Origin of the sequence: Streptomyces iakyrus (genome assembly GCF_000717055.1) — a bacterium.
GTDB classification, from domain to species: Bacteria; Actinomycetota; Actinomycetes; order Streptomycetales; family Streptomycetaceae; genus Streptomyces; species Streptomyces iakyrus.
Window position 1 is genome coordinate 47,809 of sequence record NZ_JNXI01000028.1, and the last position, 17,020, is coordinate 64,828.

14 protein-coding genes are annotated in these 17,020 nt (G+C 71.2%); 6 read left to right on the plus strand and 8 right to left on the minus strand.

What is annotated here, in order from left to right:
* Positions 1 to 110: 110 nt before the first annotated feature.
* A complete protein-coding gene (locus OO68_RS35450) occupies positions 111 to 1,487 on the plus strand; it encodes a pyridoxal phosphate-dependent decarboxylase family protein (protein ID WP_033313455.1) in 1,377 nt (458 codons plus the stop codon).
* Positions 1,488 to 1,651: 164 nt separating this feature from the next.
* On the plus strand, positions 1,652 to 2,899 hold the full coding sequence (locus tag OO68_RS35455; protein WP_033313457.1) for an ABC transporter substrate-binding protein: 1,248 nt from the start codon (positions 1,652 to 1,654) through the stop codon (positions 2,897 to 2,899).
* 22 nt (positions 2,900 to 2,921) lie between these two features.
* Here OO68_RS35455 and OO68_RS35460 read toward each other — a convergent pair whose 3' ends face one another.
* The 4 genes from OO68_RS35460 to OO68_RS35475 are packed head-to-tail and all read right to left on the minus strand — an operon-like array spanning position 2,922 to position 6,525.
* The gene (locus OO68_RS35460; RefSeq protein ID WP_033313458.1) at positions 2,922 to 3,662 is read right to left on the minus strand and encodes an ABC transporter ATP-binding protein; all 741 of its coding nucleotides are present in this window, start codon (positions 3,660 to 3,662) and stop codon (positions 2,922 to 2,924) included.
* 2 nt (positions 3,663 to 3,664) lie between these two features.
* Positions 3,665 to 4,537, minus strand: a complete 873-nt coding sequence (locus OO68_RS35465) for an ABC transporter ATP-binding protein (RefSeq protein ID WP_078625650.1) — start codon at positions 4,535 to 4,537, stop codon at positions 3,665 to 3,667.
* On the minus strand, positions 4,527 to 5,519 hold the full coding sequence (locus OO68_RS35470; protein WP_033313459.1) for a branched-chain amino acid ABC transporter permease: 993 nt from the start codon (positions 5,517 to 5,519) through the stop codon (positions 4,527 to 4,529). The genes OO68_RS35465 and OO68_RS35470 overlap by 11 nt, the downstream gene beginning before the upstream one ends.
* A 10-nt stretch (positions 5,520 to 5,529) precedes the next feature.
* Complete coding sequence (locus OO68_RS35475) at positions 5,530 to 6,525, minus strand: branched-chain amino acid ABC transporter permease (protein WP_078625651.1); 996 nt, start codon at positions 6,523 to 6,525, stop codon at positions 5,530 to 5,532.
* A gap of 112 nt (positions 6,526 to 6,637) precedes the next feature.
* On the opposite strand from OO68_RS35475, the gene OO68_RS35480 reads away from it, so the two are divergent.
* Together OO68_RS35480 and OO68_RS35485 are read left to right on the plus strand one after the other, a co-directional pair.
* Complete coding sequence (locus tag OO68_RS35480) at positions 6,638 to 7,561, plus strand: class I SAM-dependent methyltransferase (RefSeq protein ID WP_078625653.1); 924 nt, start codon at positions 6,638 to 6,640, stop codon at positions 7,559 to 7,561.
* A 206-nt stretch (positions 7,562 to 7,767) separates the two neighbouring features.
* A complete protein-coding gene (locus OO68_RS35485; RefSeq protein WP_245237291.1) occupies positions 7,768 to 8,049 on the plus strand; it encodes a hypothetical protein in 282 nt (93 codons plus the stop codon).
* Between the two features lie 12 nt (positions 8,050 to 8,061).
* On the opposite strand, the gene OO68_RS35490 is transcribed toward OO68_RS35485, so the two are convergent.
* The 3 genes from OO68_RS35490 to OO68_RS35500 are packed head-to-tail and all read right to left on the minus strand — an operon-like array spanning position 8,062 to position 11,796.
* Positions 8,062 to 9,120 carry an ABC transporter ATP-binding protein gene (locus tag OO68_RS35490; protein ID WP_033313461.1) on the minus strand — a complete coding sequence of 353 codons (1,059 nt, stop codon included), beginning with the start codon at positions 9,118 to 9,120 and terminating at the stop codon, positions 8,062 to 8,064.
* Positions 9,117 to 10,712 carry an ABC transporter permease gene (locus OO68_RS35495; RefSeq protein ID WP_033313462.1) on the minus strand — a complete coding sequence of 532 codons (1,596 nt, stop codon included), beginning with the start codon at positions 10,710 to 10,712 and terminating at the stop codon, positions 9,117 to 9,119. The genes OO68_RS35490 and OO68_RS35495 overlap by 4 nt, the downstream gene beginning before the upstream one ends.
* 37 nt (positions 10,713 to 10,749) lie before the next feature.
* The gene (locus OO68_RS35500; RefSeq protein ID WP_033313463.1) at positions 10,750 to 11,796 is read right to left on the minus strand and encodes an iron ABC transporter substrate-binding protein; all 1,047 of its coding nucleotides are present in this window, start codon (positions 11,794 to 11,796) and stop codon (positions 10,750 to 10,752) included.
* A 321-nt stretch (positions 11,797 to 12,117) separates the two neighbouring features.
* On the opposite strand from OO68_RS35500, the gene OO68_RS35505 reads away from it, so the two are divergent.
* Both OO68_RS35505 and OO68_RS35510 read left to right on the plus strand, forming a co-directional pair.
* On the plus strand, positions 12,118 to 14,661 hold the full coding sequence (locus tag OO68_RS35505; RefSeq protein ID WP_063739353.1) for an AMP-binding protein: 2,544 nt from the start codon (positions 12,118 to 12,120) through the stop codon (positions 14,659 to 14,661).
* A 43-nt stretch (positions 14,662 to 14,704) separates the two neighbouring features.
* On the plus strand, positions 14,705 to 15,163 hold the full coding sequence (locus OO68_RS35510) for an SRPBCC family protein (RefSeq protein WP_033313464.1): 459 nt from the start codon (positions 14,705 to 14,707) through the stop codon (positions 15,161 to 15,163).
* Here OO68_RS35510 and OO68_RS35515 read toward each other — a convergent pair.
* Positions 15,126 to 16,646 (minus strand): alpha/beta hydrolase, encoded by a 1,521-nt coding sequence (locus OO68_RS35515; protein WP_033313465.1) that lies wholly within the window; start codon positions 16,644 to 16,646, stop codon positions 15,126 to 15,128. The genes OO68_RS35510 and OO68_RS35515 overlap by 38 nt on opposite strands.
* Positions 16,647 to 17,020 lie beyond the last annotated feature (374 nt).

The following is a 17,020-nucleotide window of genomic DNA, read 5'->3' on the forward strand; positions in this document are numbered from 1 at the left end:
TGCCCTCACCATAACAAGACGGACCGTCTCGCCTCAACCGGTTCACGAACAGGCCAGTCTCCCTCCATTGGCCGTTCCCGGCCGCTCGCACGGGCGGTTACCGTCCGGGCATGGACGAGCTGACCAGGGTCATCCGTCACGCCGCCGAGCATGCCGCCGCCTATCGCCGCTCACTGCCCGGGCGGCCGGTGGCGCGCCCGGTCGACCACGCGGCCCTGCGCGCCGCCTTCTCCCGCACCCTGAACCGCTCCCCCGCCGACCCGATCGTGGTGGTCGACGAGTTGGTGGCCGCCGCCGAGACGGGACTCGTCGCGACCGCGGGACCGCGCTTCTTCGGCTTCGTCGTCGGCGGGGCGCTGCCCGCGGCCACCGCCGCGGAGATCCTCGCCGCCGGATGGGATCAGAACGCCTTCAACGCCGCACTCTCCCCCGCCGCCCTCGCCGCGGAGGAGGCGGCGGGCGCCTGGCTGAAAGACCTGCTCGGCCTCCCCGCCACGGCGTCCGCCGGGTTCGTCACCGGCGGGCAGGCGGCCAACACCGCAGGGCTGGCGGCAGCCCGGCAGCACCTGCTCACCGAGGCCGGCTGGGACGTCGCGCGCAAAGGGCTGGGCGGCGCCCCGCGCTTGCGGGTGGTCGCGGGTGAGGAGCGTCATGCCACCATCGACCGCTCGCTGCGGCTGCTGGGCCTGGGCGCCGACTGCGTCGAGACGGTCCGCACGGACGGACGCGGCGCCCTCGACACCGAGGAGCTGCGCCGCGTGCTGGACTCCGCCCCGGACACGCCGGCGATCGTCTGCGCGCAGGCGGGAAACGTGAACACCGGCGCCTGCGACGACCTCCGCACCGTCTGCGATCTCGCCCACGTCCACGGCGGCTGGGTGCACGTCGACGGCGCCTTCGGCCTGTGGGCGGCCGCGAGCCCGGCGACCCGCCCGCTCGTCGACGGTGTCGGGCTGGCCGATTCCTGGGCCTGCGACGGCCATAAGTGGCTGAACGTGCCCTACGACTGCGGCTACGCCTTCTGCTCCCGCCCCGCCGTGCACGCCGATGCCCTGGCGTACACCGCGTCCTACCTCACCCGTGCCGACGGTGCTCCGGTCGGTGGCGCCGACTACACCGTCGAGTCGTCCCGCCACGCCCGCGGCTTCGCCACCTGGGCGGCGCTGCGTGAACTCGGCCGGGACGGAGTCGCCGCGCTCGTGGACCGCTGCTGCTCCCTCGCCCGCCGTTTCGCCGACGGCCTGACCGCGGCCGGCTTCGAGGTGGTGAACGACGTGACGCTCAACCAGGTCCTCGTCGGCTTCGGCGACGACGCCCGCACCGACCGCGTGGTGCAGGCCGTGCAGCACGAGGGCACCTGCTGGATGGGCGCCACCACCTGGCGCGGCCGACGGCTGATGCGCATCTCGGTCTCCGGCCACGCCACGACAGAGGCCGACATCGACCGGTCGGTCGCGGCGATCGTGCGGCTGGCGCGGGAGTCATGACCCCGGCCCACCTCTCTACGTCTTCGATGCCGCGAGGACCCACCCAATCGAAAAAGTGTACGTTTCACGCTGTTCCGCACTGCAAATGAGATCTAACCTCATGTACAGATGGCGGGCGATGGCCGGCCAGTCGACCACCGCCGCCTGTACGAGCGGAGGCGGAGATGAAAGCGTCGATACGGCGGTCCGCGATCTTCGCGAGCGCGGCCGCTCTTGTGATAGCCGTCTGCGGTACGACGGGTACCGCCCAGGCCGAGCCGGGCGACGGTGAGCTCCAGTTCGGCTACGTCCTGCCGGAGACGGGACAGCTGGCCTACCTCGGCCCGCCGCAGATCGAGTCGCTGAAGTTCGCGATAGAGAAGATCAACGACGCGGGCGGGGTCCTGGGCAAGTCGGTGCCCGCCGTGGTCTCCAGTGACGAGGCGGGCCAGGAGGCCGTCGCGGCACAGTCGGCGGACCGGGTCCTGGCGGCCGGCGTGGACGCGGTCGTCGGCGCCGCGGCTTCCGGCATGTCGCTGGCGTTCATCGACCGGGTGACCGGTGCGGGCGTGGTGCAGTGCTCGGGGTCCAACACCGCCCCGACCTTCACCGACTACGAGGACGACGGCTTCTACTTCCGTACCGCCCCGAGCGACGCGTTGCAGGGGCCCATCCTGGCCGACGTCGTCCGCGACGACGGTCACGACCGGGTGGCCCTGGTGGCACGCGCGGACGACTACGGACGCGGCCTGATGGAGGCCACCCGCAAGACGCTGGAGGAGCGCGGGGCGACGGTGACGCTGGCCGAGACCTACGACCCGAAGGCGACCAACTTCGACCAGGTCGTGCAGCAGATCGAGAACAGCAGGCCGGAAGCCGCCGTCGTGATCGCCTTCGAGGAGGGCACCCAGATTCTGCAGGGCATGATCGAGTCCGGACTCGGGCCCGACCAGATCGGCGTCTACGGCGCCGACGGCCTGCGCAGCGAGGAACTGCCCTCGCTCGTCGCCCCGGGCCAGCCCGAGCGGCTCTCCGGGATGAAGGGAACCGCGCCGGCCTCGGCGTCGAACGAGCAGTACGTGAAGGACCTCCAGGAATTCGCGCCGGATCTGAAGGAGCTGCAGTTCGCACCGCAGGTGTTCGACTGCGTGACGACGATCGCGCTCGCCGCCGAGAAGGCGGAGTCCGACGATCCGGGCGACTACGTGAAGGAGATGAACGGGATCACCAAGGACGGCGACAAGTGCACCTCGTTCGCCGCCTGCAAGGAACTCCTCGCCGACGGCAGGGACATCGACTACGACGGTGTGAGCGGCCCGCTCGACTTCACCGACAAGGGCGAACCGGGCCAGGCGTCGATCGAGGTGTACGGCTACGACGACGAAGGCAAGCTCCAGACCCTGCGCACCGAGACCAGCAGGGCCGAGGACTGACGGAGAGGACGGACAGCCGGCATCAACGGACGCGGGCGAGAGTGCCGAGGTAGAGCTCGATCACCTTCTCGTCGTGCAGCAGGGCCGTGCCCGTGCCGGTGTACGCGTTGCGGCCCTGGTCGAGAACGTAGCCGCGGTCACAGAGTTGCAGGCACCTGCGGGCGTTCTGCTCGACCATGAGCACGGCGACGCCCGCGCTGTTGATCATCCTGCACCGGTCGAAGACGTGGTCCTGGTGCACGGGTGACAGGCCGGCCGACGGCTCGTCGAGCAGCAGCAGCTGCGGCTCCATCATCAGGGCGCGGGCCATCGCGAGCATCTGGCGCTCGCCGCCGGACATGGCGCCGGCCTTCTGCTTGCGTCGGCCGGCCAGCAGGGGGAAGAGCTCCTCGACCGCCGCGACCCGCCGCGCCTGGTCCTTGGGCCGCAGATACACGCCCATCCGCAGGTTCTCCTCGACGGTCAGCGTGGGGAACACGTTCTGCAGCTGCGGCACGTAGCCCACGCCCCGCCGGACCATCTCGTGCGCGGGCCGTCCGGTGACGTCCTCACCGTGCAGCCGTACGGTCCCGCCGCGTACCCGCAGCAGCCCGAAGACGGCCTTGACCAGGGTCGACTTGCCGGCGCCGTTGGGACCGATCACGCCGACCACCTCGCCCGGCCGCACCTCGACGCTGCATCCGCGCAGTACGTCGACGCCCGGCACGTAGCCGGCGACGATCTCGTCGGCCGCCAGCACCGGCGCCTGCTCCTCCAGGGACATCGCTACCCCTCCTCGCCCTGTTCGCCGGTCGCCTCCGGCTCGTCGTGCCGCCTGCCCAGGTAGGCGTCCACGACGGCGGCGTTCCGGCCGATCGTGTGCGGTGGGCCCTCGGCGACCAGACGGCCGTCGGCCATGACGGCCACCCAGTCGCTGATGCCCATCACCACGTCCATGTCGTGCTCGACGAAGCACACCGTCAGCCCCTCGTCCCGCAACCGCGTGATGTGTCCGAGCAAAGACTGGGCCAGCGCGGGGTTCACCCCGGCCATCGGTTCGTCGAGCAGGAGCATCACCGGCCGGGTCATGAGCGCGCGGGCCAGTTCCAGCAGTTTGCGCTGTCCGCCGGAGAGGGTGCCGGCGAAGTCGTCGCGCAGGGGCCCGAGCCGGAACCGGTCCAGCAGTTCGTCGGCCCGGCGCTCGGACTCCCGCTCCTGTCCGCGCCACAGCGGTCGCAGCAGCGCGGGCAGGGCCCCTTCGCCGCGTTGCCCGGGCGCGGCGAGCAGCAGGTTCTCCAGCACCGTGAGCCGGGCGAGTGCTCTGGAGAGCTGGAACGTACGGACCAGTCCCCGCCTTGCCACCCGGTGTGCCGGGGAGCCGGTGAGCGGCTGCCCTGCGAACGACCAGCGGCCGCCGTCGGCCCGGTCGAACCCGCTCACCACGTTGAACAACGTGGTCTTGCCGGCGCCGTTCGGGCCGATGAGGGCCGTGATGGCACCGCGTTGCACTTCCAGGTGCTCGACCCGCACGGCGACCAGGCCGCCGAAGGTGCGGGTCACCTGGTCCAGGACCAGCAGGGGGTCGGGCTTGCGCACCCCGGGCTCGGGATGGATCGCGGAGGGCCGGCCCGGGTGGGGCACGGCCGGGTCAGCGGCCACTGAGCAGCATCTCCTTCCGGCTGCCGAGGATGCCCTGTGGCCGGAACGCGACCAGCAGGATGAGGGCGACCCCGACCAGGGCGAAACGCACGGCGCCGACCTCCGAGGTGCTGATGAGTTCCGGCGAGATGTGCCCGGCGTCGATGGCCTGGCGCAGCGCGCTGTCGAGGAAGCTGAGGACGAACCAGAACAGGACCGAGCCGACGACCGGCCCGAGAATCCGCCCGGCGCCTCCGAGGACGAGCAGCGTGTACAGGAAGAAGGTGACGCCCGGGTCGTAGTTGTCCGGGTTCACCGACTGCACCTGGATGGCCTGCATCATGCCCGCGACCGCTCCGATGACGCCGCCGAGCGCGAGGCTCTGCATCTTGTAGGCGTAGACGTTCTTGCCGAGGCTGCGCGCGGCGACCTCGTCCTCACGGATCGACCGGATGACCCGGCCCCAGGGGCTGTGGATCAGCAGGGCGAGCAGGCCCCCGACCGCGGCCACCAGCGCCCATCCGACGATCATCACCCAGAGGTCGCGGGAGCTGAACCTCACGAGCCACACGCCGTACGTGCCGGGTTCGATGGGGCTGAGGGCGTAGAAGTCGTTGGCGAAGCGCTGCAGTCCGAACACCCCGCCGGTGACCGGTTCGGCCCAGCTGGACCGGTAGAAGAGCCGTAGCGTCTCCCCCGCCGCGATCGTGGTGATCGCGAGGTAGTCGGCGCGCAGCCGCAGCGTGGGCAGGCCGAGCAGCAGGGCGAGCACGATCGCGCAGGCGATTCCGCCCAGGACGCCGAGCCACATCGGGCCGTCGTACGTCGACACCGTGATGGCCAGACCGTAGCCGCCGACCAGCATGAATCCGACCTGGCCGAAGTTCAGCAGGCCCGTGTAGCCGAAGTGCAGGTTCAGTCCCATCGCGGCGAGGGCGTAGACGGCGGCGATGGGGCCGATTCCCGAGCGCAGGGCGTCGGAGACGATGGCCGGGAAGTCCATGGCACACCCCTCACCCGACGCGTTCGGCCCGGCCGAGGATGCCCTGCGGCCGGACGAGGAGGACGAGGATGAGGACGAGCAGCGCCCATGCGTACTGCAGGTCGACCGGGAACCACAGGGTGGACATCTGGGCGACGATGCCGATGACGAGGCTGCCGACCATCGCGCCGTAGGCGGAGCCGAGGCCGCCGAGGATGATCCCCGCGAACATGAGCAGCAGGAGCTTGAAGCCCATGTCCCAGGTGACGATCTCCACCAGGCCGAAGAAGACGCCGCCGAGCGCTGCCAGCCCGCCGCCGAGCATCCACACGAAGAGCACAACCCGCTGTACGTCGATGCCCGATGCCTCGGCGAGGTCCCGGTTGGCGGCCACGGCCCGGACGGCCGTGCCGATCCTGGTCTTCTGCAGGAGCGCGGCGGTGCCGAGCAGGACCAGTACGGAGAGCAGGGTGACGGTGAGGTCCCGCGGGGTGATACCGGCCGGTCCCAGGTCGAGGGCGCTCTGGATGTCGTACTGGGCGTAGGAGGCGGGCCGGGTTCCGTACAGCACGAGGACGACGTGGCGCAGCAGCAGCGAGAGCCCGATGGTGACGATGAACATGTTGATCAGTCCGGTGCCCCGGGCCCGCAGCGGGCGCCAGACACCGCGCTCGACCGCCCCGCCCAGCAGGGCGCCGAAGACCACGGCGGCCAGGGCGGCGGGGATCAGGTGCCATCCGGGACCGGCCGGGGAGACGTTGAGGAAGAACGCGAAGGTGGCGCCGATGGTGACGAACTCACCGTGCGCGAAGTTGATCAGGTGGATGGTGCCGAAGATCAGCGAGAGTCCTACCGAGGTGATCGCGATGATCACTCCGAACTGGATGCCGTCGATCAGCGCCTGCAGAGCGCGTGCGGCGAAGGTGGGCCCGCGCGGGACTTCCTCACCCTGTGCCTGCGCGGAGGCCGCGGGCACCATGACGAGGACCAGGGTGAGGACCGGTACGAGCATCCGCTGACAGCGCATGATGGTTCCGGTATGTCAAGAACATCCTCAATGAGCTCAGTGTAGATACAGGTCGGGGCGGTGAGACAGGCAGCGGACCACAGTCGTATCCGAGGGAAGCAGGGAATGCGGGATGGACGACAGCAACAGCCTCACGGGTGCCTACAGCGACGACAGCGTGCTCTTCCGGGTCCTGCGGCACCTCGGCTGGGACACGCTGGCCAACATCGGCTACTTCACCCTCCCCACCCTTCCGGTCGCCGTCCTGGCGGGGCCGGTGTTCTTCCAGCGCCGTCTGGCCCGCCGGTCGCTGGCGCTGCTGGAGGCCCGGCCGGGACAGCTCGTGCTGGATGCCGGGTGCGGCCGCGGTGACACCACGGCGCGGCTCGGCGCCGCCGGATGCCGGGCGCTGGGGGTGGACATCCAGCCCGCGCAGATCGACCAGGCCCGTCGCCGCTTCGGCAGCCGCTCGGGCGCGCGCTTCGCCGTCGCCGACGCGACGGCTCTGCCGCCACGGGCGGCGGACGTCCCGCTCCCGGACGGCTCCTTCGATCGTGTGCACTGCCTGGAAGCCGCCTTCCACTTCGGCCATGAAGGCCGTACGTCGTTCCTGAGCGAGAGCTTCCGACTGCTCCGCCCCGGAGGGCGGCTCGTCCTCGTGGACGTCACGTCCGGCGGGGATCAGCCGATCGGAACGCTCGACCCGAACGGCCTCGTTCGCGGCACCTGGCGCTTCGACGACATCGAACCGTACGAGCGCTACCCACGCATGGCATCCGCCGCCGGCTTCACCACGCAACGGGTCCTCGACTGGACCACTCCCGTACTCCACCGGGCGGCCCGGCTCTCCGCCCTGTTCGCCGGCGCCGCGTCCACCCGGGCCGGGCGACAGGCCCTGTGTGCACGGTGGCCCGGCCTGAGGGAACTCCACGCCCGCGAGTGGGACGAGGTCATCGCCATCGTCCGGGCCCACCAGGCCATCGGGCACGTCACGCGCTACACGGCGTACGTCTTCGCTAAACCGGCCCGCGTGTCCGGGCCATCTGAACAGAGGTGATCGGCATGCGGTAGCTGTATGTGCACGTACCTCGCCGGGAAAGCGGCAGGCTGCTCCGACGATCGCGACGGGCTCGTCCTGAGCCGCTCCGGGCTCCTCGACACGGGATTGAGTATGCACAGGCAGGCCGTCCTTGCGCGTTGGCCGGGAGGGCGCCTGACATGATCGCCGACATGTTGGCTGAGAAGTTGGACGCGCTCTCACGCATGACGGCCGAGCATATGGCCATGCCGTTCCCGCCCGGCTTCCGTGGCGTGGACATCGAGGATCAGGACATGGTGATGCTCGACGCGGACGCCTACGGCTGCGCGGCCAGCGCTCTCAAGGGGCCCCTCGCCGCACGGCAGCGCGCAGCCCTCACACGAGTGTTGGCGGCGTTCGACCGGGTCCTCCCGGCGATCGACGACGCGTACGCGAGCAGGTACTACACGCAGCTGCACCAGGCGGCCGTGCTGGCCGCCGAGGTCGATGAACTGCGCGAGCGGTAGCAGCGGGGCCGGCTACGGATGCAGCGTCGCCTCGCCAGTGACGCGGATCGCCGCCTCCTGGCCGGGGCCGACCGACAGCGGCCCCGCGACGCGGACGTCGACCGGGTCGTCGACGCCCTGAACGCTCAGGGTCACCTTGGCGTCGTGGCCGTAGTAGAAGACGTCTCTGACCGTGCCGCGCACGGCCTCTTCGGTGTCGGCGTGGGTCAGTTGCAACTGCTCGGGGCGCAAGACGACGGTGCCCGTGCTCCGGCCTTCGGACGGGGCGGCCAGTGCCACGGTCCCCAGCGGTGTCGTGGCGGTGGAGCCGCTCCCGTGCACCGTTGCCGGAAGCAGGACGGCGTCGCCGACGAAACCGGCGACCCAGGGGTCGGCGGGGCGCCGGTAGAGGTCCTGGGGGGTGTCGCACTGGGCGACACGGCCCTGCCGTACGACGGCCACGAGGTCGGCGGTGGAGAGGGCTTCCTGCTGGTCGTGGGTGACCAGCAGGGCCGTGGCCCCGGTGGCTCGCAGGGCGGATCGCACATCGGCCCGGACTCCGGTGCGCAGCGCGCTGTCGAGGGCGTTGAACGGTTCGTCGAGCAGGACGAGTGCGGGGCGCGGGGCCAGTGCGCGGGCCAGGGCGACGCGCTGCTGCTGACCGCCCGACAGTTCGTGCGGCATGCGGTCGCCGTAGCCGGCCAGTCCGACGAGGTCGAGCATGTCCGCGGTCCGGCGACGGCGCCCACCGCTGTCCAGGCCGGTCAGTCCGAACGCCACGTTGCGGGCGACGGACAGGTGCGGGAAGAGGGCGCCTTCCTGCGGCACGATGCCGATGCGGCGCCGTTCCGGCGGCAGGTGCACGCCGGGCCCGGCGAGGGTGCGTCCGTCGAGCGTGACCGTGCCCGTGTCGGCGCGCAGGAACCCGGCGATGACGCGGAGCAGGGTGGTCTTTCCGCAGCCGGAGGGGCCGAGCACGGCGGCCAGTGTCCCGCCCGGCACGGTGAGGTCCAGGCCCTGGAGGACGGGGGCGCCGGAGCTGTAGGACTTGGTGAGCTGCTCGATGCGGAGTTCGTTGCCGTGGTCGGTCATGTGCGGTGCCTGCCCAGGAGGTAGGAGGGGACGGCGGCCAGGAGGATGAGGGCCGCGGCGTAGGGCGCGGCGGCCGCGAAGGAGCCGGACCCGGTCTCGGTCCACAGCCGGGTCGCCAGCGTGTCCACGTCGGTGGGGCGCAGCAGCAGCGTGGCGGGCAGTTCCTTCATGCAGACCACGAAGGTGAGCGCCGCACCGGCCGCGACACCCGGTGCGGCCAGCGGCACGGTCACCTCGCGCAGCACCCGCAGGGGCGAACGGCCCAGGGAGCGGGCCACGTCCTCCAGGACGGGCGGCGCCTGGAGGACGGCGGCGCGGGTGGCTGCGACCGCGACGGGCAGGAACAGCACGGCGTAGGCGCCGATGAGCAGGGGCAGTTGCTGATAGAGCGGGTAGGCGTAGCGCACCGCGAAGAAGACGAGGGAGAGCGCGACGGTGATGCCGGGCAGTGCGTGGCCGGCGTAGGCGGCCTGTTCCAGTAGCCGCGCTCCGCGTCCCCGGTGGCGTGCGGCGATCACCCCGACGGGCAGTGCCAGCAGCGTGGTCAGGGCGGCTCCGGCCGCGGCGACGCCGAGGGTGGTCCAGGCGGCTTCCCCGAGCGTCCCCAAATCCCAGGTCGCCGAGTTGCCGACGGCCAGCCAGTAGCCGAGGGTGCCGAGCGGGAACGCCACCGACGCGGCCACCAGCGTGGCGCACCAGGCCAGGGCGGGGATCCGCCAGGGCCCGAGGGGCACCGGCACGGCCGGACGGGCGGCCCCACCGCCGGTCCGGGCATGGCCGGCGCGCCCCCGGGTGCGGGTCTCGGCGGCGACCAGCGCCACCGTCATCACCACCAGTACGACGCTGAGTGCGGCGGCCGGGGTGCGGTCGAAGGAGGCGCGGTAGGACGTGTGGATGGCGCGGGTGAAGGTGTCGTAGCGCATCAGCGAGACGGCGCCGAAGTCGGAGAGCACGTACAGCGCGACGAGCAGTGCTCCGCCTGCGGCGGCCGGGCGCAGCTGAGGCAGTGTGACTCTCAGGAAGGTGCGTATCGGTCCGTGGCCCAGGGAGCGGGCGGCTTCCTCCTGGGCCGGGTCGATGCCGCGGAGCGCAGCGGCAACCGGAAGGTGGACGTAGGGGAAGCTCACCAGGGTGAGGACGAGCGCGGCTCCGGCGAATCCGGCGGTCCGGGGTGCGCTGGCCAGCCAGGTGAAGGCGGCCACGTAGCTGGGCACGGCGAGCGGCAGGGTGACCAGCACCGACCAGGTGCGTGCCCCGGGCAGGGCCGTGCGTACGGTCAGCCAGGCCAGGGAGACACCGAGCACCAGGCTGGCTGCCACGACGACGGCCGTCAGGGAGAGGCTGCGGGTGAGGAGTTGCAGCGTCCGCTCGTCGCCGACGACGTTCCAGGCGAAGCGCGGACCGCGTTCGAAGGCGCGGACCGCGAGGTAGCCCAGGGGCAACAGCGCAAACAGCGCGGCCGCGCAGGCGGGGGCGAGCAGGACCCATGGAGGTCTGCGGCCGGCGGGTGTCTCGTCCGCCTTGCGGAGGGGGCGGCGCCCGGCGGGAGCAGGTGCTCCGGCCGGGCGGCCTCCGGATGCCGATGTGGTCACGTCGGGCTCGGCGTTTCTGCCGGTCGTCTCACGTTTCCTAGACCAGTCCGACGTCCTGGAGCATCGCCAGGGTCTCCTGGAGGGATTCGAGCTTGCCCAGGTCGATGTCCGGGGACTCCAGGGAGTCGAACGGCGGCAGGCCTTCGACGTTGCTGGTGACGCCCGCCGCCAGCGGGTACTCCTTGGTCGTGTCGGCGAAGTAGGTCTGCGCTTCCTTCGACAGCAGGTAATCGACGGCCTTCTGTGCGGTCTCGGCCTGGCCGCCTTCCTTGAGGATGCCGACGCCGGCGACATTGATGAGCGCGCCGGGGTCTCCGCCCGGCAGGAACTTCAGCTGTGCGCCCACCTTGTCCTCGCCCTTCTCGGCGACCCGCTCGTACCAGTAGTAGTGGTTGACCAGGCCGAGGGAGACCTCGCCCGACTCGACGGCGTCGAGGGTGGCGAGGTTGTTGGTGTACACCTTCCCGTTGGCCTTCAGGCCCTTGAGCCACAGCCGGGTGGCGTCGTCACCCTCCAGGACGCGCATGCCGGTGACGAAGGCCTGGAAGGAGGCGTTGGTGGGCGCGAAGCCGACCTTGCCCTTCCACTCTGGCTTCGTCACATCGGCCACCCGGTCCGGGACCTTCTCCTCGGCGACCTTGTCCGGGTTGTAGGCGAGGACACGCACCCGCCCCGACAGGCCCACCCAGTCGCCCTTCTCGCCGCGGTAGGCCGTGTCCACCTCGTCGAGGCTCGACTGCGGCAGCTTCGCGAGCATGCCCTCCTTGGACAGGGCGCCCAGGGCACCGGCGTCCTGTGAGAAGAACAGTCCGGCCTTGGTTCGGTCGCCCTCTTCCAGTATCTGTGCGGCCAGTTCGGCGCTGTCGCCGTAGCGCACCTCGACCTTGGCGCCGACCGCCTTCTCCAGCTTGTCCAGGATCGGCTTGACCAGCTTCTCGTTGCGCCCGGAGTAGATGACGAGGGCGGAGTCGCCGCCCTCAGCGGAGCCGCCCTTGTCGTCGCCGGAGCCGCAGGAGGCGAGGACGGGCAGGAGCAGGCCGGCCGCGAGGAGCGCGGTGATCCGACGAGCCGAGGGGCGTCGCATGTGGTGTGCCTTCCTGGGTGGCTCGCCGGTACGCCGCGGGTTGCGGCGTCGGGTCAGCGAGCGGCGAAGCGATGCTTTCAAGCCAGCTGTGAACATGCTATGAATAAGGTAAAGCTTGCCTAACCGTCAAGGGATCTGTGCTATTTGCGGACGCTGCCGCAGAAAGGTTGCGCGCCCGTGATCGACTCATCCCGACCTGCTCCGGCCCCTTTGACCACGGTGTTTCCGCGTTCTGTCCCCCTTTCGCGTCCGCAGCCGCCCGCGCGCATACCGGGGGTGCCGTTCGCGCGTGACCTCGCGGCTCACGGTGATCGCACCGCATTGATCACGCCATCGGGCGAGGTCACCTACCGGGCGCTCGCGGAGCGGGTCGCCGCCACCGCCGAACGCCTCGGCCGCGCGCGCCGCCTCGTGCTCCTGGCGGGCGCCAACCGGACCGAGTCTCTCGTGGTTCACCTCGCGGCCCTCGCCGGCGGCCACCCGGTCCTGCTCGTCCCCGGCGACAGCACCTCCACCATCGACGCCCTGACGGCCGCCTACGACCCCGACGTCATCGCGCGCCCGGCCGACGACCGTTCCTGGGCTCTCCACGAGCGGCACCGGACGAGCGCTCACACCCTCCACCGCGATCTCGCGCTGCTGCTGAGCACCTCCGGTTCGACCGGCTCACCGAAGCTGGTCCGGCTCTCGCACGACAACCTCCAGTCCAACGCCGAGTCCATAGCCGGCTACCTGGGCATCCGTCAGACCGACCGTGCCGCCACGACCCTGCCCCTGCATTACTGCTACGGCTTGTCCGTCGTCCACAGCCACCTGCTGCGCGGCGCCGGACTGATCCTCACCGAGCGCTCGGTGGCCGACACCGCCTTCTGGGAGGAGTTCAGCGCGGCCCATGGCACCGCCCTCGCCGGAGTGCCGTACACCTTCGATCTGCTCGACCGGGTCGGCTTCGCCCGCATGCGGCTGCCCCACCTGCGTTACGTGACCCAGGCCGGTGGCCGCATGGCACCCGAACGGGTCGCCGCGTTCGCCGAGTTGGGCCGGAGGTCCGGCTGGGAGCTGTTCGTCATGTACGGGCAGACCGAGGCAACGGCCCGCATGGCCTATCTGCCTCCGGCACTCGCGCACGAGCGCCCGGAGAGCATAGGCATACCGGTTCCCGGGGGCTCCTTCCGGCTGCGGCCGGTCGACGGCATCACAGCGTCCGACACCGGCGAACTGGTCTACTCGGGCCCCAACGTCATGCTCGGTTACGCCGAGACGCCCGCGGACCTCGCTCTCGGCCGCACCCTGGAGGAACTGCCCACGGGGGACATCGCCCGGCGTGCCCCCGACGGGCTGTACGAGATCGTGGGGCGGCGCAGCCGCTTCATCAAGATCCTCGGCCTGCGCCTCGACCCGCACCGGGTGGAGGCGCGGCTGGAAGGGCACGGCATCCATGCCGCGTGCGTGGGCGACGACGACGCTCTGGCTGTCGTCACGGCCCGCCCGGCGGGTGCCGACACGTCGGCCGTCCGGCGGCTGGTGAGCGAAGGCTGCGGTCTGCCGCCGCACGCGATACGAGTGCTGCCGGTGTCCGAGCTTCCGCGGCTCGCCTCGGGCAAGACCGACTACGAAGCGGTACGACGGCTGGCTCGCGGCACTCAGGATCCGACACCGGCTCCGGACGACGACCTCTGTGCCCTCTACTCCGAGATCCTCGACCGGACCGACGTCACCGAGGACAGCAGCTTCGTGAGCCTGGGCGGCGACTCACTCTCGTACGTCGAGATGTCGCTGCGGCTGGAGCAGGTCCTGGGCGAGCTGCCCCCCGACTGGCACACCACACCGATCCGCCGGCTGAGGACCCCGGCCGCGCGGTGCACGCCCACTGCCGTACCGCGGCGCGGCCTGCGACGTAGCCTGGAGACCGGCATCGCCCTGCGGGCGGTCGGTATCGTCCTCGTCGTCGGCTCGCACATCCCCGTCTTCCTCGTCCAGGGCGGGGCCCACGTCCTGCTCGGTGTCGCCGGATACAACTTCGCGCGCTTCCACCTCTCCGTCGGCGAACGCGGGGAGCGCCTGCGCAGGATGGGGCGGAGTATCGCGCGCATCGCCATTCCGAGCATGGTGTGGATCGCCTTCGCGCTGCTGCTGACCCGAGAGTACGACCTGGCCAACGTCGTCCTGGCCAACAGCCTCTTCGAACAGGACAACTCCGACCCGGAGTGGCGCTACTGGTTCGTCGAAGCGCTGGTCCACTTCCTGGCGGGGCTGGCGGTTCTGTTGTCGATCCCCTGGCTGCACCGCACGGAGCGGCGCCACCCCTTCGGCTTCGCCCTGGCACTGGTCGCCTTGGGACTCGTCGGCCGCTACGACCCCTGGGGCCTCGCTCACGTCCGCTTCCACTTGAGCCCCACAGTGGTCTTCTTCCTGTTCGCACTGGGCTGGGCGGCGGCCCGGGCCCGCACGGCGGGACAGCGGCTGGGGCTGACCGCGGTCACGCTGCTCACCGTGCCCGGTCTCTTCCCCGGGGAGCAGACTCTGCGGACGACGATCGTGCTCGGCGGTCTCGTCCTGCTGCTCTGGGTGCCCGCCCTGCCCAGCATCGGCCCGGTCAACCGGCTGGCGGGCGTGCTGGCGGGCAGCTCGCTCTACATCTACCTGACGCACTTCCAGGTCTATCCCCACCTGCGGGACCACTCCCCTGTGGCGGCCCTGCTCGTCTCGCTGATCTGCGGTGTGGCGTACGGAGCAATGGCCACCCGCCTCACGCCCAGGCTCCTTTCATCACTCCGGGCCGGAATCCCGGTGGCCCGCTTGTCGCCTCGCGGGATGCCCGGCGCTCCCGTAGGGTCTCGATGCCGTTACGGCAGGACGCCCTGACGGCCCTTCACGACCGCGCGGACCAGATGACCGAGGAGCCCTCATGTCAGGACAGTTCGAAGCGACCACCGAGATCGACCGGCCCGTCGAGGCGGTGTTCGACTACCTCGCCGACGGGCGCAACGATCCGCAGTTCAGCCCCCGGGTGCAGAGGATCGAACGGCTTCCCGAGACCCCAACCGCCGTGGGCACGATCTTCCGCAGCACGGTCAAGGACGCCGGGGTGAAAACGGCCAGGGAGTTCCGTATCACCGAGCTCCGAGCCCCGGCGCGGATCCGGTGGACCGAGGTGTCCAAGAACAGCGTGTCGGTGGCCGAGGGCGGCTACGACCTGGAGCCGCTGGCCGACGGCAGGACGCGGGTCCGTATCCACAACGTGCTGGAGGGCCACGGACTCGGCAAGTTGCTCGTCGGCCTGGCACTCACCGCCGCACGCAAGGACGCCCCGGCCTTCGGCGCCAGGATCAAGGCAGCTGCCGAGGCGGCGATCCCAGCGCGTTGACCGAGTCCCGGGCGGGACAGCTGGTGCCCCGTGGTGGGAGTGTCAGATCGGTGAGGTAGCCGTCCACTGCGTTCTCCATACACGGGCCGTTGGTGACGCTGCCGTGGCCGTGGCCCTCGTAGGTGAGGAGCACGCCGCTGCGGCCGAGCTGCCGGGCCACCGAGACCGCCCACGGGTAGCCGGTGGCGGGGTCGTGCAGCGCGTTGGACACCAGGATCGGCGGGGCACCGCGTGCGTCCAGGCGGTGCTGCGGGTTGGCGGCCGGCGCGCCCAGGCAGGCCGCCACCATGTGGATCGGCAGGAGGTAGGGCAGGTCGGGCGCGGTCCTGTTCATCATGGCGACGAGCGAGGCGTACATCCGGTAGTCGCGTACCGGCAGGTCCCAGTCCGAGCAGAAGACCGGCGTGGCCGGAGGCAGGGGCGCTGTCGAAGGGGGCGACGCGGGCAGTGGCTTGCCCGCGTGCATCGTCGCGATCGCCGTGGCCAGGCCCGCGAAATCGGCCTCGTAGAACTTCCGGAACGCGACCTTGTTGACCAGGTCCGGCGACGACAGCGGGCTGCCCGGCTTCGCCGGGTCCTCCAGCTCGCCGCGTCCGGCGCGGGTCAACAGAGCCTGCCAGACGGCGCGGACGTCGCGGCCGTGCAGCGCGCAGTGCGCGGTCGCGTCGCACCATTTCACGAACTCCCGGAACGAATCATCGGCCGAGGCCGCCTCGGCCCGCAGGAAGTCACGGGTGGCCGCGACGCTGTGGTCCATGACGCTCTCCAGCACCATCGCGCGCACGCGGCGCGGGTAGGTCTCGGCGTACTGCGCCCCGAGCAGCGTGCCGTACGAGCTGCCGTGGAAGGTCAGTTTCCGCTCGCCGAGGGCGACGCGGAGGGCGTCGACGTCACGGACGGTCTGGGCGGTGTCGAGGTGGTCGAACACCGGGCCGGTGCGGGCCCGGCAGTCGGCACGGAGCCGCCTGTTGAACGCCATGGTGGCGTCGAAGTCCGCCTGGCTCCTCAGCTCCGGCGACGGCCGCTCGGCGAGCAGGCCGCTGGAGCAGGTCACCGGGTTGCTGCGGCCCACGCCGCGCGGGTCGAAGCTGACGATGTCGAACCTGCGGCGGACCTCGGGGCTGAACCGGCTGACACGGTCCGTCACCATCCTCACCCCCGAGTCGCCCGGCCCGCCGGGGCCGAACACCATCGAGCCGACGCGCGCGCCGGGGTCGGTGGCCTTGCGGCGCGCCACGGCCAGTTCGAGTCTCGGCCCGCCCGGATGGGCCCAGTCGACCGGTACGGACAGGGTGGCGCACTCGGCTCCCGGCTTCGCCGGGTCGTCACACGGTGCCCAGCGCAGGGGTCCTGCGGCAGCGGGCGACGCGTGGACGGCGGGAGCGGCGGCGAGGTCGGCGGTAACGGCCATGCCGGCTGCCACAGCCAGGGCCGTAGCCCGCGCGGCGATGCGCCGCAGTACGGATCGGTCCGTTAACGGCATGGGTCCTCCTCGGGAAGAGTGGTCGTGTAAGAAGTGCGGGACCCGGCCGGGGCCCCGTCGTCACGGTAGACGCGCTAACGCCGGTGTGGAGCCCCGGTCAGGGGCATTTCCGGGTTACGTCGGGGACCGCTCGGGGGTGGTCGGCGCCGCGGGGCGAGAATCGTAGGGGTCCCGCCCTCTGGGGTGAGGCGGCATCCGGCCGAGGAGCCTCGGTCTCTGTGAAACCCGGTGGCGGGCCCTGGCGACCGTTGCTAGTGTCCCGGTGGCCGTGCGAGAGGACGAGGAGGTGGTACCCGTGAACGCAGTATCGACATGGGTGCTCCCCTCCGGGGTCACGGTCGGGCGGTAGATCGTCCGGGAGCGCCGTTCACGCG

Bases quoted from the DNA above. Each gene is read 5' to 3' on its own strand.
- OO68_RS35470 (WP_033313459.1), bottom strand. From the start codon at position 5,519: ATGGACTTCCCGGCCATCGTCTCCGACGCCCTGCGCTCGGGAATCGGC.
- OO68_RS35485 (WP_245237291.1), top strand. From the start codon at position 7,768: ATGACGGCCGAGCATATGGCCATGCCGTTCCCGCCCGGCTTCCGTGGC.
- OO68_RS35510 (WP_033313464.1), top strand. From the start codon at position 14,705: ATGTCAGGACAGTTCGAAGCGACCACCGAGATCGACCGGCCCGTCGAG.
- OO68_RS35460 (WP_033313458.1), bottom strand. From the start codon at position 3,662: ATGTCCCTGGAGGAGCAGGCGCCGGTGCTGGCGGCCGACGAGATCGTC.
- OO68_RS35490 (WP_033313461.1), bottom strand. From the start codon at position 9,120: ATGACCGACCACGGCAACGAACTCCGCATCGAGCAGCTCACCAAGTCC.
- OO68_RS35515 (WP_033313465.1), bottom strand. From the start codon at position 16,646: ATGCCGTTAACGGACCGATCCGTACTGCGGCGCATCGCCGCGCGGGCT.
- OO68_RS35450 (WP_033313455.1), top strand. From the start codon at position 111: ATGGACGAGCTGACCAGGGTCATCCGTCACGCCGCCGAGCATGCCGCC.
- OO68_RS35500 (WP_033313463.1), bottom strand. From the start codon at position 11,796: ATGCGACGCCCCTCGGCTCGTCGGATCACCGCGCTCCTCGCGGCCGGC.
- OO68_RS35480 (WP_078625653.1), top strand. From the start codon at position 6,638: ATGGACGACAGCAACAGCCTCACGGGTGCCTACAGCGACGACAGCGTG.
- OO68_RS35475 (WP_078625651.1), bottom strand. From the start codon at position 6,525: ATGCGCTGTCAGCGGATGCTCGTACCGGTCCTCACCCTGGTCCTCGTC.
- OO68_RS35455 (WP_033313457.1), top strand. From the start codon at position 1,652: ATGAAAGCGTCGATACGGCGGTCCGCGATCTTCGCGAGCGCGGCCGCT.